Consider the following 13,795-nt stretch of genomic DNA (forward strand, 5'->3'; position numbering starts at 1 on the left):
CACTTTTCATTAATTAAGTCAAGTGTTTTTTGGCACTGCCCCCCGTAAATGAGAACTAAATAAAAACACCTCCAAGTTGGATTTGGCACAATATAATCAAATCCACATGGAGGTGTCTTTTTATTAAATTCTCACTTTTTGGGGTCAGTCCCGGAAAGCCAGCAATGCTTTTTTCTTCAATATTTATTTATGTTCCCACAGACGAATAATATGTCCATCCACTTCGCGTTCGCCACGATAGTTGTAGTCACGCTCAAACGCCGTGCTGTTTTCTGGAAGGAAAGTTGGTTGATCACCGTACGTAAAGTTGTACACTTCTTTTCCGTTTTCAACAGAATGGCTCATGCTTGCATCTACTTTATAAGGATCCAAAGAAGTATTTCCTTGAACGTTCGAATCAATGATTTTAACTTTTCCATCTAATTCCACACCGGCATGCGTAATCGCCTCATCCGTATATACCGGGTTCACAAATACATTGTTTTGAACCGTAATGCCTTTAATATGTCCAAATGTTTCTTCAAAGTCAATGTTACTACGAGGTTTTGAATGAGGCCAATAGAAATCATTCGTCGTCCCTGAATTTACAATCATGTTATCCTTAATTAAAATCTCGTTATTATCATCAAACCCGAGTCCAAAGCCTTCATTCGCAAAGACCGTTGACACACGAATTCCAGCGCCACCACGGCTATCTTTAATCAAGTTATTCGTTACTTTATGATTTTTCCCGCCGAAGATACCAACACCACCAGCTCTCCAACCAAGTTCAATCGTATTATGTTCAAATGAATTATTCTCCGCATATACATTCGTGTGAATACTACTTGAGAAGGTTGCTAGAGAGTCATCCCCATTGTTACGGATATTCGAGTTACGCACTACAGAATTACGAGTTCCTTGCGTAAAGTTCACCCCATCCGCTAAGTTATTGCGGATACGGCTATTTTCAATCACCAAATGATCCGTGTATCTCATACCTATTGAGGCATAGTCGCCAATCCAAGCTCCACATTCGAAGTGTTCAATCCACATATGGTCGATTCTTGAATCTTTACCGAAACTTCCCGCAAAGGCTTTGTATTGAGCCTTATCATCTAAATGGTCATAACGTGACGTTAAGGCTGACGTCATCGCAAAGTTGCTAAACGTCAATCGATTTGAATCGTGGCCAATCTCGAATCCGCCTCCACCTTTTGCATTCGTTGTGAAATTCAATCTCGAATACCACATTCCTGCCCCTGTAACCGTTAAGCCATCAGCAGTAAAATCAATTTTTTTGTTAATCTTGAACTCTCCCACTGGAATATAGAGAGTTTTCTTTTGTTCAATCGCTGCTTTTAGCGCTTTTTCAAACGCAACTGTACTATCTTGTCCATCTTCTGCACCATACGCTGAATCTGTGATTGAAATACTATTTTCTGGTTGAGGAATAGGTGCAGGGACATTTTCTAACTCCACAAAATCTAGCGCCAATTCAACGCCATTATTTTCAATCGTCACTGTGTCTCCAGGATTCACGTGGACTCCGAAGAATCCATGCACTTCGTCAAAACTAAAGCGCGCATGACTATGATCCGTCGCCTTTGTATCGTAGACATTACTTCCATCCACATATTGATAGGCAGAGTTCGAATCCAAGTGGAAAGTGCGCATAGGCTCACCATTCACATAAACCTTGACTTCCCCTTTGTCTCCATCTTTAATGGAATAGCGCATTGTTAACCCATCTGCGCCTTCCTTCGCCGTGAACGTCACACTTCCGCCGTTGTCCACTTTCACATATGAATTATCGGAAGCTTCATACGCCAATTCATCAAATGTACGGTTATTGACGATTTCCGCATCCTTCAACTGACCGTCCACCGCTTCATAGCGAAGATAGTTTTGATTCGCTCCATATTGATTTTCGTAGTAAATCTCATCCGCATTTACCACATTTGTAGGTGCGAGCGCCACAGCACTAAGCCCAACAAGCGCAGCCGCTAGTAAGAATTTCTTTTTTCCGTTTGAAATCATCATGATTTTCATCTCCATTCGATTCATTCTTCACACTTCTATTTTAAGAATGGACTTTGAAGCTCGAATTGCTTTTTATGGAAAATTCCAAACCCCTTTTTAGAAATCCTTCCCCGCCTTTAAAAAATTTTCAAAAGTATGCCCAATTTTCTTTCCATGAATATTCTTATTCCTCACAAACAAGAAAGAAATCTATAAACTTTCGATTTTTTCAATAGTTCTTCCTAAAAACGCATTTACGAATAAAAAAGAGCATCACTCATCAATAACGATGAATAATACTCTTTTTGGTTTCAAATGCTCCAGCTGTAAAAATGAAAACTTACTTATCAGCGGTAATCAATTCTCTGAATTTCTGAGAAGTCCCACCACCCTCGTTAACTAATTGACCACTATTTAAGTCTTTATTTATTAAGAAATGAACGTATAACTGTTCATCATTATTAATGTACACTTTAAAGATGATTCCTCCCATTGGACTATGTTCAATAGAATCAACATCGATTTGATAGGATTGAATGACATCACCATTCTCTAAAGCACCTTCATGTCTTAGCTTTAAATTATGTTCAATAATATTTTTCACTTCTTCACTTTTGACCGTGCTGACCATTTCATTATACTGAACTTGTTGCATGATTTTTATTCCACCTAACCCTAAACCAATAAGAATTAATAGAGCAACAAATCCCTTTATTATTTTTCTTATGATGTTCATTAGACTCCCACTTTCTAACCAGCATTTTTTATAGTATATCACGACTTTGGTTAGATACTCTACCTGAAAAAATCCCCCCACATCCCAAAGCACTTGTCTCGTATTTAACTGAGAAGGATTTACGCAATCATAAGCACATTTCGTTCTTAAAAGAAATGGAGAATCCTGCGGGTTTATAGTGGTAGCTGTAAGAAATAGCAACCAAAATGAAATAGGCTCTCTCAGCGATTTATCGCCAAGAGAGCCTTTGAATTTGGTAGGTGAGAGACTACAGGCTCGAGCCGATGCCTTTCAGCTAACCACTATAAAATATCCCGCAGGAATTTGTAATTTCTTTTAAGGACGGAACCTTCGGTTCTTGTATTATTATTTGCGTAAACGTTCGATGTCTCGCGCGATTTCAACTTCTTCGTTAGTTGGGATGTTTAATACAGTCACTTTCGCACCTTCAGAAGAAATGATTGCTTCTGAACGAGTATCGTTACGCTCAGGATCGATATCGCAACCGAACCAAGTTAAACCGTCGATGATACGAGCACGAATTGTCTTAGAGTTTTCACCGATACCAGCAGTGAAGACGATAGCGTCCACACCATTCATAACAGCAACATATTGTCCAATGTATTTTTGAACGCGGTCAACGAAGATTTCTACTGCAACTTTAGCATCTTCGTTTGTTGCACTTGCAGCTTCAACGTCACGCATGTCGCTTGATACGCCTGAAATACCTAAAAGACCTGATTTTTTATTTAAGATGTCAACCATTTCGTTAACGTCTGTAATGTTTAATTTGTTCATTAAGAATGCTACTAATGAAGCATCGATATCACCAGAACGAGTACCCATTGTAACCCCTGCTAATGGAGTGAATCCCATAGAAGTATCTACAGATTTACCGCCATCAACCGCAGTGATTGAAGCACCGTTACCTAAGTGGCAAGTGATGATTTTTAATTCTTCAACTGGTTTACCTAATAATTCAGCAGCACGGCGTGAAACGTAGCGGTGGCTTGTTCCGTGAGCTCCGTATTTACGAGCTTTGAAGTTTTTGTAGTATTCCATTGGAATGCTGTATAAGTAAGCTTTCTTAGGCATTGTTGTATGGAATGAAGTATCGAATACAGCAACACTTGTAATGTCTGGTAAGATGTGTTTGAATGCGCGCATTCCTACCGCTTCAGCTTTGTTGTGTAATGGTGCAAATTCTGCTAAGTCTTCAACTTGTTGGATAACAGTGTCATCAACTAAAGCTGAATCTTTGAATAATTCTCCACCAGCAACGACACGGTGACCAACACCAGTGATTTCGTCGAATGAAGAAATAATATTTAGAGCTACTAATTGTTCTAATAATTTTTCTACCGCAACTTCGTGGTTTGGAATATCTTCTACCACTTCAAATTTTTGGTCGTCTCCATAGCTGATTGAGAAGATTGAATCACCTAATCCAATACGTTCTACTAAACCTTTAGCCACTACTTCTTCTTGTGGCATATTAAATAATTGGAACTTCAAGCTTGAACTTCCTGCATTAATCGCGATTGATTTTGACATGCACATTCTCCTTTAATTTCAAATTAAGCCCATTAGTGGGTCTAACAGACTTATTATAACATTTCTTGTACCCATTTTTCGAATGTTAGAGTGAATTTTCTGAATTTTTCTCTGTTCTTAAATTCTGGGATATCTCCAAGGAGCACTTGACTCACTTGTTTTGCGCCTTTTCCACGTTTTTGAACGATTAAAAGCGACTTGCTAAATTGCACATCTTTGAAGAGATTGCGTGGAAATGCGAGCATGGCTTGCACGTATGTTTCTTTTTGTAAATAAGAAAGTAACTTCTCTCCTTCAGGTGTATCAAAAAGGTTCGTTGGAACGATAAAGAATCCAACTCCTGCCTCTTTCAAGTAACGCACTTGTTGCTCGATGAGTAAGTGATGCGCGAATGAATGGCCTTCGTCGTTTTTCGTTTCAAAACGAGCGGCATTTGCATCTACTGGATAGTAACCAACTGGTAAATCACTGACCACGAAGTCTTGCGGATCCACGAGTGAATCTTGCAGGCCATCTTGTAAGGAAGTCTTCACATCCAATTGCTCTAAGGCGAATGCTTGTAAGGCTAAATGCACAAGCACTTCATCATTATCGATAGCTGTTGCACTCGCAGTTTTACCAGCAGATTGTAAGAATAATAGAATCGTGCTGAGTAAGTTCCCACTTCCTGCAGCAAAGTCCGCAATCTGCAACGGTTCGTCTTTCTTTGTCATTTGGTCGATCATATACGCCACGAGTAATCCGATGGCATCTGGCGTCATTTGATGGTTCATTTGCAAGCCATCTTCTTTAGCGGCTTTCAAGAACGTGAATTGAATCATACGGCGAATCTCTTCACTCGAATAGCTTGTTAAATCTAATTGTTGATACGCTTTGTTTAATTTTTCAGCGACTTCGTTACTTGGCAATCCTTCGACTTGTTGCGCAGTGTTATTGTTTACAATATTTTGTAACGTCTCACCAAGCGCCTCTACATTCGAATAACCGATTTCTTGTTGAAGCACCTCTACAGCTTTTGCCAATTCTTCGAACGCTTTGATTTCTTTACCTGCTTCGATAAGAATCCCTCCTTCTATTTTTAAGAGTCTTTGAGCTTTGAATGATATGAAATAGATTCATTCGCATTTTTTGCTAACAAAACTACGCAGAACGTTCAGATTCTATAATAGCAATACTAGCGATTGTACTCAATGTGAATGACTGACTCTGGAAATTCATTTCCTAGAGTCCCTTTGAAGCTTGAGAGGAAGGAAGACGCAAGGCTTCCTCCGATACAGCTAGTATAGCAATTATAGAGACATCTGAAAAGTTCGTAGTAGTTTTTAAGCTTGCTCAAATTTCCTAAAAAAAAGGATGTGACTGAATGTCACATCCTACTCAATATTATTCAGCAGCGATTACTGGATATACAGATACTTGTTTTTTGTCACGGCCTTTACGTTCGAAACGTACAATTCCGTCTACTTTAGCAAATAAAGTATCGTCTCCACCTCTACCTACGTTTTCACCTGGATGGATTTTTGTTCCACGTTGACGGTATAAAATTGAACCACCTGAAACGAATTGTCCGTCAGCACGTTTAGCACCTAGACGTTTCGCTTGTGAATCACGTCCGTTTGATGTAGAACCGCCCCCTTTTTTATGGGCGAATAATTGTAAATTCACTTTTAACATAGTTGTGCACCTCCTTGATTGATTATGCAACAGTTACAGCTAGAAAGTCTTGATATTCCGATTGAATATCTTCTAACCCTAGTAATAGACTATTTAATAAAATTTGAGTTGTATGTTCTTGCTCTTTCGTCAAGTCTTCTACAACTTCCATATATAAGTAACCACCCTCAACCTCGTCGACTTCGACAATCGGTTGGTATCCTGCTAACTTCTCAATGCTGTTCACAGTTGTAATGGCTAAAGCCGATACCCCTGCGCAAACGATATCCGAACCATGTTCACTAAAGTTTGCATGACCAGTCATTTCAAAGGAAACGATACGTTGGTTCTTCTTGTGTACAGTCACTTGAATCATCGTGATTAAGCGTTGATTGCGTCAATAACAACTTTTGTATAAGGTTGACGGTGACCTTGTTTACGGTGTGAGTCTTTACGACGTTTGTATTTGAAAGTTACAACTTTCTTTTGACGGCCTTGTTTTTCAACAGTTCCTTCAACAGTTGCACCTGCTACGAATGGAGCACCAACTTTAACGTCATCTCCACCTACAAATACTACTTCTTCGAAAGTTACTTTGTCGCCAGCTTCTGCGTTTAATTTTTCAACGTAGATTGCTTGACCAACTTCAACTTTAACTTGTTTTCCACCAGTTTTTACGATTGCGTACATATTGCACCTCCTATATTTTAGACTAAGACTCGCCAGTTTAAAGTGCCGATTCCGGTCTTTTGTACTCTAATCCGAGCGGTTGTAGCTGTGGTGCTTCACAATTACAACACGACTATTTTAGCAAAAAAGAACGCCCCCGTCAACTCTAGTGAATAACGGGAGACGTTCAATCATTAGACACTCTCAAACAGTGTTTTGAGTGGTTATTCTACACCTTGATACAGTTCCTCAAAAACTTCTTCTACCGGTGTTGTTTGGCCTTCTTCTACTTGCTTAATAGCTACTTTCATCATCTTGTCAAATTCTTCTTTTGTCAGTTCTTCACGTGACCTTGATGCATTTGGGATGGCTACTTCAAAAGGAATTCCTTTGTTTAGGATAATTTGTCTATAAAACATTTCTATCGCCACCGCTCTCGAAATTCCCAATTCTCCTAAAATTGCTTCTGCTTGTTTTTTGGTATCTTCTTTTATTCTTACGTGCACACTTGTAGTTTTCATCTTCGCCATAGTTTCACCTCGATTACTCTAGCACCATATTCATTCGCCTTCTACCAACTGAATCTGCAGAATTTCTTCCACTGCAATGCGGCGGTAGCCTTCTTCTGTCTTCAGCGAGATTTCACTCTCGTATAATTCACTCACTTCGCCAATGAGCGTTTGTCGCATCATCCGATACGGTACCGTAATACTGGCTTGCAATTTCCCTACATACAATTGCGATAGCAACATCCATTTTTCTTCCATCGTCAGCATGCTCGTCTGGTCAGCGCGTTTCTTTTCATCCTTTAGGGACGTCGTATGTTCAGATAGGAAAAATCCCATCCACTTCGCCATGCCGCGATCCTTGTGCTCTCTTGCCGAGCGATACGGCAAATACGCTCTTTCCATTATTTCAAACCGTCTAATCCTCCAGCGGAATGTCCTCCGACTAACTTACTTCTAGCCATCACGCGCGAACCGCCTTCCAGCGCGTTTCCTTTTAAAAGCGAGGTGAATCCGTATTGGTCGCGGACCGTATCAATCGCCGTCTGGAGCCTTTCTTCTTTCTCAACTGCTTCAATATCTTCGAATAGTGAAATGAGTCCAAAGCTTTCTTCGACAAATCCGGAATACCGCACCGCCACATTACGCACCGCACCTCCTTTGTATTTCTTACGAAAGAGTTCCAACACCACTTCCGATAACACCGAAGTGCGATTCGTCGGGTCAATTTTGCGCTGTGCCTGTATCGACGACAAGCCTTCGTCCTTCGAGTAGCCCACATGAATCGAAACAACTGTCGCCTTCTTCTTAATTCTGCGCATTCGAATCGCCACCTGCTCCGCCATCTCGCGTAGCACGATTTCAATATCTCGCTGGCGAACATAGTTGCGCGGAAGCACCTGCGAATTCCCGAGTCCTCTTGATTTCGGACGGTACGGCACATGCACATTACTTTCATCGATGCCATTCGCGTGAAACCATAAATCCAAGCCTACGACGCCAAGCGCTTGTTTCAATCGGTCGGGGTTCGCATTTGCCAATTCGCGAATCGAATAAATCCCTAGTGCGTTCAGTCGCTTCTCCATTCGCGAACCAATCCCCCAGAAATCGGTCATCTCTGGAATTCCCCAGACCTTCTCTTCGACATCTTCGTACGACCAGTTCGCTCGCATATGCGGAATCTTCTTCGCCTCATTATCGAGCGCTAATTTGGCCAAAAGCGGATTCGCATTCGACATGCCAACCGTCGAGTAAATCCCCGTCTCCTTCCAAATCGCCCGTTGAATATCCGCAGACACCCGGTCGAGCTTTTCCCGTCTAGAGAACGCATCATCCGGCACAAAATAATTCAGCGACGACGTTAAATCAACAAACCCTTCATCAATCGAATACGGAAAAATATCCTCTGGCCCACCGAAGTTTTGAAACACGCGTTGAATCTGCATGTTCACCTTAATATACTCGTCCATCCGAGGTGGCACGATATAGGTCACCTTCGCCCAACTTTCTATAAACCGCACATACTGCGGCGTCACTTCGATTCCTTGCCGGCGCGCATTGGCATAACTAAACTTGCGTGTTTTGACATCAAAGGGTAATTCATACGCACGACCGACATTGGATTTCCCGAAGACCTTCTTAAACGTTGGGGAGGACGCTAAAATCAAGCCTGCCGAATTATCCGCACGACTCATCACACATAGCGACGTCTTCAACGGATGCAGACCTCTAGCCACACATTCCACACTCGCGTAAAAGGACTTCATATCCACAAAGGCAATGTCGCTTCTCGGTTCCTTCGAATAGTCAAAGCAGCCCATCTTTATCCCTCCAACGGCATAAAGTTTCCAACAATCATTCCTACCACTCGTGGTTCTTCCTCATACGGAGCAAATAAGTCCGCATAGTCTGGGTTAAATGATACTAAACGCAACCCATCCCTTTCACGGTACACGCGCTTAATAAACGTCTGTCCGTTCCATACCACCGCATAGACCGCCCCATCATAATCGAATCCCGTCTCACGAATAAGCGCCACTGATCCATTATGGTAGCGTGGTTCCATTGAGTCCCCCGATACCCATGACGCAAAATCATGCGCCAACTCTTCATCATAGTAAACCGTATCGTAGTCTCGGTCGTTGTAAATCGTCGCCCCAATTCCGGCCGACATCTTCTCGTACACATGATACGCGACCAGTTTCTTCTTCATCGGCACCACTTTTGGCGTTTGTTCCTCGGTTGCGAGCGTACGGACATAGCGCACCGCCTTCTCTTGGTTGGGTGGCGTGAGCGTATGGTATAATCGTACAATTTCTATTTCTGTAAAATATCCCTTTGGCACAGATAGAAGCTTCTCCAGCTGTTCTACCTTATCCGAAGCTGGCACCTTCACTCCACGTTCCCATGCAGAATAAGCCTGCTTAGAGACACCCAGTGCATTAGCGAGCTCTTGTTGCGTGAGTCCTTGCGCCACTCTTCTCTCTTTTAATTTCTCTGGTTGATACATCGTACACCTCCTGCAAATGTGTAAACCTATTTGGTTGACTTCAGTATAAAACAGTCCCTCCCCACTTGCAAGCAGAAAGACTGGTCGCCAATCCAATTAAAAAAATGACACCTTCAAATCCTATCGGATTTGGCCATAAAAGCTGTAATAGGGCACCGGCTTGAGCCAAAGTCTCAAGCTCTACCAAGCTTCAAACTGACTCTACGGGAATTCCCTAGAGTCAGTAATTCACATTGGTTGCCATCTCCCATTACTGCCATTATGGCATCCTCTGGATTCTTCGGTCTTATTTTTTTGAAGTGTAGCATATATGCTACATTTTACTTTTTTTCATGCAAAAATGGCGCGAGAAAATTTTATACAAAGAACTCATTCCAACACTTCGGAAAACCAACAAATTTTGTATAAATGTACTTCTCACTGTGTAGGAGATCCCATTACAAATGGATTCTGCATCCGAATTTCTAATCGCTGTTCAAGCAATCTGCTGAATAACTTTTATATCATTCAATCACTAGAAATTCAGGCGATTATATTCTAAAAATTCAGTTTTCGGAATAGATCCAACAACTCCCGTCGAATTTATTTTTCAATTTTTTTGGACAAAAAAAGAAACGAAGCAACGACTGGATGCTTCATTTCTTCTAAAATCAAATTACATTTCTAAGCTAACAAATGAATAAGGCACTAATTCCTCTAGACGTAATTCTAGAATTTCGCCTTTTCCATTCAATAAGAATACAGGAGTATCTGGTCCGCAGAACTCAACCATCACTTGACGACAAATGTTACATGGTGGTAAGAATCCTTCTGTTTCCCCCGCAACGGCAATCGCTAAAATATCGCCTTTACGATAGCCTTGTGAAGCTCCGTAGAAAATCGCGCTACGTTCTGCACAGTTGGTTACCCCAAACGATACATTTTCAATATTCGCTCCCGTAATCACACGGCCATCTTTATATAAAACCGCAGCTCCTACAGGGAATTTTGAATACGGACAGTAAGCATTCTTTAAAACTTCTTTCGCTTGCTCCATTAGAGCCACTTTATCAATTGTTGTCATGGGTTGTACTCCTTTTTTTGTGTTGTATTCCTATTATACAGATTTTATAGGGAGTTTCAACATTTCTCCCTGCCAATTTTTTACTAAAATTCCGACTCGAGTCCTATGCTCAACCCCTTCAACTATGGTACACTAGGCTCAATGATGAAAGGAGCTAAACGATGCTACAGCTACAACATATTTCAAAAGTGTATCATACGGGAAATCAAGAGTTTCACGCGCTGAAAGATATCTCGATTCGCTTCCGTGAAAATGAGTTCGTCTCGATTCTCGGGCAATCGGGTTCAGGGAAAACCACCCTCTTAAATATCATCGGTGGACTCGACCAATACACATCGGGTGATTTACTCATCCAAGGAAAATCAACAAAGCAATTTAAAGACCGCGATTGGGATAGCTACAGAAACCACACCATCGGATTCGTCTTCCAATCGTACAACCTTATCGGCCACCAAACGGCACTCTCAAACGTCGAGATTGCGATGACGCTCTCTGGTGTTTCTAAAGCGGAACGCAAGAAACGTGCTATCGAAGCGCTCGAACGCGTTGGGTTGAAAGACCATTTATATAAGAAACCAAATCAGATGTCTGGAGGACAAATGCAACGGATTGCGATTGCGCGTGCCCTTGTCAATGATCCAAAAGTCGTTTTAGCCGACGAACCTACAGGAGCGCTCGATTCTGAGACTTCTGTTCAAATCATGGATTTATTAAAAGACATCGCTAAGGAACGTCTGGTCATCATGGTGACACATAACCCAGAGCTGGCAAAGACGTACTCCACTCGTATCGTACAAGTATTAGATGGAAACATCTTGAGCGACTCTAATCCATACGACCCAACCGAAGAAGCCAAACAAGGCGACATTCAGTTCACGAAGACGAAGATGAGCTTTATGACGGCTCTAGCCCTTTCGTTTAATAACCTATTGACGAAGAAAGGCCGTACCTTCCTGACTGCGTTTGCCGGTTCTATCGGGATTATCGGGATTGCCCTTATCCTGGCCCTCTCGAACGGTGTGAGCGACTACGTGAAGAAGGTGCAAGAAGACACCCTCGTCTCTCTTCCTCTGACGATTAGCGAGCAGAACCAAAGCAATCTGCTAGCGACTTCTCCGGATTTAAGCGATAAGCCTTATAAAGACAACAACGAACTCGGTGTCAATACGGTGTTGACGAATTTATTGAAAAAACAAATCGGGAAAAACGACATCGCGTCCTTCAAGACTTACTTGGACGAACACGCTTCTGAAGTCGCAAAACTGACAAAAGACATTCGTTACCAATACAACCTGCAACCCTATATTTACGCTAGCGACACATCGGGCGGTCCAAAGAGCATTCTTCCGTCGAACATAGCAAGCGAAGTCGACACGACGAACCAAACGATTAAAGGCTACTTGCAAAATATCGACTATTGGAGCCAACTTTCAAGCGACGAGGAGATGCTGAATGCGCAATATGATGTGCTAGAAGGTCGCCTTCCAAAGGATAAATCTGAAATCGTCCTTATCGTGGATGAAGATAACCAAATCAGTGACCTGCTCCTTTATAGCTTACGCATCAAAGACCCTAGCGAATTAAACGATGCAAAGAAACTCGACGAACTCAAATCACAAACGTATCAATATAGTGATTTCATCGGGAAAACATTCAAAGCCGTTGTGAACACGAACCGTTTCGTGAAAGAAAACAACCAATGGATGAATAAAATTGACGACGAAGCCTACATGAAGACGCAAATCGAGAATGGCCTCGAGCTTACAATCGTCGGCGTTCTTCGTCAAAAAGAAGGCACAAGTTCTGGTGTGAACTCTCCTTCTGGCGGTGTGGCTTATACAAGCGCCCTTATCGATTACACTTCTGAGCAAATTCAAAACAGTGACATCGTAAAAGAGCAGGAAGCCAACCCGACCATCAATGTATTTACTGGAAAAGCATTTGCCAAAGATCCAAAACCATTCAATTCGGCTGATTTAACCGAAGAAGAAAAAATCCAGTTGGTCAAATTGACGCCTGAACAACAAGCGCAATACATCCAACAATACAACGAAAACTCGGCTGCCACTTACGAGGAAAACCTCGCAAAACTGGGTGTCATCGACAAATCCAAACCGGCTGCCATCGAGTTCTACACCTCTTCGTTCCAACAAAAACAAGAGTTGAAGGACTTCATCAACGCCTATAACACGGCGAAAAAAGATGCCGGCGAAGACGACAAAGTGCTCGCCTACTCCGACGATATTCAAACCATCATGTCTTCGATTACGACAATGGTGGGCGTGATTACAACCGTACTCGTTGGTTTCGTAGCCATCTCGCTCATCGTATCATCGATTATGATTGCGATTATCACGTACATCTCAGTTCTCGAACGTACAAAAGAAATCGGAATCCTACGTGCAATGGGGGCTTCGAAGAAAGACATCCGTCGCATCTTCACGGCCGAAACAGCCATCGAAGGATTTATCTCCGGAGTGCTCGGTATTGCCATTACGCTCCTTGCGACAATTCCAATCAATGCCGTCGTTGCGAAAATGACAAACGTGGAAAATGTGGCGCAATTACCATGGGAAGCCGCGCTTATCCTCATCGGTATCTCCATTGTATTAACCATGTTAGCCGGTCTCATCCCTTCACGTATCGCCGCGAAGAAAGACCCAGTCGAATCGCTCCGCAGCGAATAACCATTCAAATTTGAAAAGGTGGATAAAGGCCCAGGCCTTTACCCACCTTTTTCATTGCCTCAATTAACATATTTGTTAATTAACATATATGTTAATTTCAGAAAGCCATCCCCAGCACCCCTAGCCATAAAAAAGCAAAAGACAACTTCGCTTCACACAACCAATTGTATTAGCACCAAGTCTAGCGTAAGGACAGAATTTAATTTTAAACTTGTCCAGTGGAACGAAAAAACATCTTCAGATTATATAGTGGTATTTGTAAGGACAAATACCCAATGTGAATTACAGCTGCTAAGAAATTTATTTCCTAGCAGCTGTTTGAAGCTTGGGAACCTGGAGACTATAGGCTCCAGGTGGTATCCTTACATTTACCACTATTAATACATCTGAAGATGTTGATAGTGGAACTGATTTAAT

13 protein-coding genes and 1 other annotated feature are annotated in these 13,795 nt (G+C 42.0%); of the genes, 1 reads left to right on the top strand and 12 read right to left on the bottom strand.

Annotated features, from left to right (window positions below; all coding sequences use genetic code 11):
• Nucleotides 1–183: 183 nt before the first annotated feature.
• The 12 genes from O3793_RS05760 to O3793_RS05815 all read right to left on the bottom strand — a co-directional run bounded on the left by O3793_RS05760 (nt 184) and on the right by O3793_RS05815 (nt 10,691).
• Nucleotides 184–2,046 (bottom strand): right-handed parallel beta-helix repeat-containing protein, encoded by a 1,863-nt coding sequence (locus O3793_RS05760; protein ID WP_371446235.1) that lies wholly within the window; start codon nt 2,044–2,046, stop codon nt 184–186.
• Nucleotides 2,047–2,341: 295 nt separating this feature from the next.
• Nucleotides 2,342–2,737, bottom strand: a complete 396-nt coding sequence (locus tag O3793_RS05765) for a DUF1310 family protein (RefSeq protein WP_371446236.1) — start codon at nt 2,735–2,737, stop codon at nt 2,342–2,344.
• Nucleotides 2,738–3,103: 366 nt separating this feature from the next.
• Nucleotides 3,104–4,291, bottom strand: coding sequence for an acetate/propionate family kinase (locus O3793_RS05770; RefSeq protein WP_371446237.1), 1,188 nt, complete (start codon nt 4,289–4,291; stop codon nt 3,104–3,106).
• A 53-nt stretch (nt 4,292–4,344) separates the two neighbouring features.
• Nucleotides 4,345–5,313, bottom strand: a complete 969-nt coding sequence (locus tag O3793_RS05775; RefSeq protein WP_371446238.1) for a class I SAM-dependent methyltransferase — start codon at nt 5,311–5,313, stop codon at nt 4,345–4,347.
• 361 nt (nt 5,314–5,674) lie between these two features.
• The gene (gene rpmA, locus O3793_RS05780) at nt 5,675–5,965 is read right to left on the bottom strand and encodes a 50S ribosomal protein L27 (protein ID WP_048713162.1); all 291 of its coding nucleotides are present in this window, start codon (nt 5,963–5,965) and stop codon (nt 5,675–5,677) included.
• A gap of 22 nt (nt 5,966–5,987) precedes the next feature.
• The gene (locus O3793_RS05785; protein WP_048713159.1) at nt 5,988–6,320 is read right to left on the bottom strand and encodes a ribosomal-processing cysteine protease Prp; all 333 of its coding nucleotides are present in this window, start codon (nt 6,318–6,320) and stop codon (nt 5,988–5,990) included.
• Nucleotides 6,321–6,325: 5 nt separating this feature from the next.
• On the bottom strand, nt 6,326–6,634 hold the full coding sequence (rplU, locus tag O3793_RS05790) for a 50S ribosomal protein L21 (protein WP_005607264.1): 309 nt from the start codon (nt 6,632–6,634) through the stop codon (nt 6,326–6,328).
• A gap of 15 nt (nt 6,635–6,649) precedes the next feature.
• Nucleotides 6,650–6,725: a sequence feature (ribosomal protein L21 leader region), on the bottom strand.
• A 112-nt stretch (nt 6,726–6,837) separates the two neighbouring features.
• Nucleotides 6,838–7,143: a type II toxin-antitoxin system RelB/DinJ family antitoxin gene (locus O3793_RS05795; RefSeq protein ID WP_371446239.1), complete on the bottom strand. Its 306-nt coding sequence runs from the start codon at nt 7,141–7,143 to the stop codon at nt 6,838–6,840.
• 30 nt (nt 7,144–7,173) lie between these two features.
• Nucleotides 7,174–7,527 (bottom strand): hypothetical protein, encoded by a 354-nt coding sequence (locus O3793_RS05800; protein WP_371446257.1) that lies wholly within the window; start codon nt 7,525–7,527, stop codon nt 7,174–7,176.
• Entirely contained in the window at nt 7,524–8,939 is a 1,416-nt protein-coding gene (locus O3793_RS05805) for a Y-family DNA polymerase (protein WP_371446240.1), read from the bottom strand. The genes O3793_RS05800 and O3793_RS05805 overlap by 4 nt, the downstream gene beginning before the upstream one ends.
• A 2-nt stretch (nt 8,940–8,941) precedes the next feature.
• Nucleotides 8,942–9,628, bottom strand: coding sequence for a helix-turn-helix domain-containing protein (locus O3793_RS05810; protein WP_371446241.1), 687 nt, complete (start codon nt 9,626–9,628; stop codon nt 8,942–8,944).
• Between the two features lie 655 nt (nt 9,629–10,283).
• Complete coding sequence (locus O3793_RS05815; protein WP_082161731.1) at nt 10,284–10,691, bottom strand: cytidine deaminase; 408 nt, start codon at nt 10,689–10,691, stop codon at nt 10,284–10,286.
• Between the two features lie 161 nt (nt 10,692–10,852).
• Between O3793_RS05815 and O3793_RS05820 the strand changes: the two genes are divergently transcribed.
• On the top strand, nt 10,853–13,378 hold the full coding sequence (locus O3793_RS05820) for an ATP-binding cassette domain-containing protein (RefSeq protein ID WP_371446242.1): 2,526 nt from the start codon (nt 10,853–10,855) through the stop codon (nt 13,376–13,378).
• Nucleotides 13,379–13,795: the final 417 nt, after the last annotated feature.

This window comes from Granulicatella sp. 20925_1_28, from assembly GCF_041433575.1.
Lineage (GTDB): Bacteria > Bacillota > Bacilli > Lactobacillales > Aerococcaceae > Granulicatella.

Bases quoted from the DNA above. Each gene is read 5' to 3' on its own strand.
- O3793_RS05760 (WP_371446235.1), bottom strand. From the start codon at position 2,046: ATGAATCGAATGGAGATGAAAATCATGATGATTTCAAACGGAAAAAAG.
- O3793_RS05765 (WP_371446236.1), bottom strand. From the start codon at position 2,737: ATGAACATCATAAGAAAAATAATAAAGGGATTTGTTGCTCTATTAATT.
- O3793_RS05770 (WP_371446237.1), bottom strand. From the start codon at position 4,291: ATGTCAAAATCAATCGCGATTAATGCAGGAAGTTCAAGCTTGAAGTTC.
- rpmA (WP_048713162.1), bottom strand. From the start codon at position 5,965: ATGTTAAAAGTGAATTTACAATTATTCGCCCATAAAAAAGGGGGCGGT.
- O3793_RS05785 (WP_048713159.1), bottom strand. From the start codon at position 6,320: ATGATTCAAGTGACTGTACACAAGAAGAACCAACGTATCGTTTCCTTT.
- rplU (WP_005607264.1), bottom strand. From the start codon at position 6,634: ATGTACGCAATCGTAAAAACTGGTGGAAAACAAGTTAAAGTTGAAGTT.
- O3793_RS05795 (WP_371446239.1), bottom strand. From the start codon at position 7,143: ATGGCGAAGATGAAAACTACAAGTGTGCACGTAAGAATAAAAGAAGAT.
- O3793_RS05805 (WP_371446240.1), bottom strand. From the start codon at position 8,939: ATGGGCTGCTTTGACTATTCGAAGGAACCGAGAAGCGACATTGCCTTT.
- O3793_RS05810 (WP_371446241.1), bottom strand. From the start codon at position 9,628: ATGTATCAACCAGAGAAATTAAAAGAGAGAAGAGTGGCGCAAGGACTC.
- O3793_RS05815 (WP_082161731.1), bottom strand. From the start codon at position 10,691: ATGACAACAATTGATAAAGTGGCTCTAATGGAGCAAGCGAAAGAAGTT.
- O3793_RS05820 (WP_371446242.1), top strand. From the start codon at position 10,853: ATGCTACAGCTACAACATATTTCAAAAGTGTATCATACGGGAAATCAA.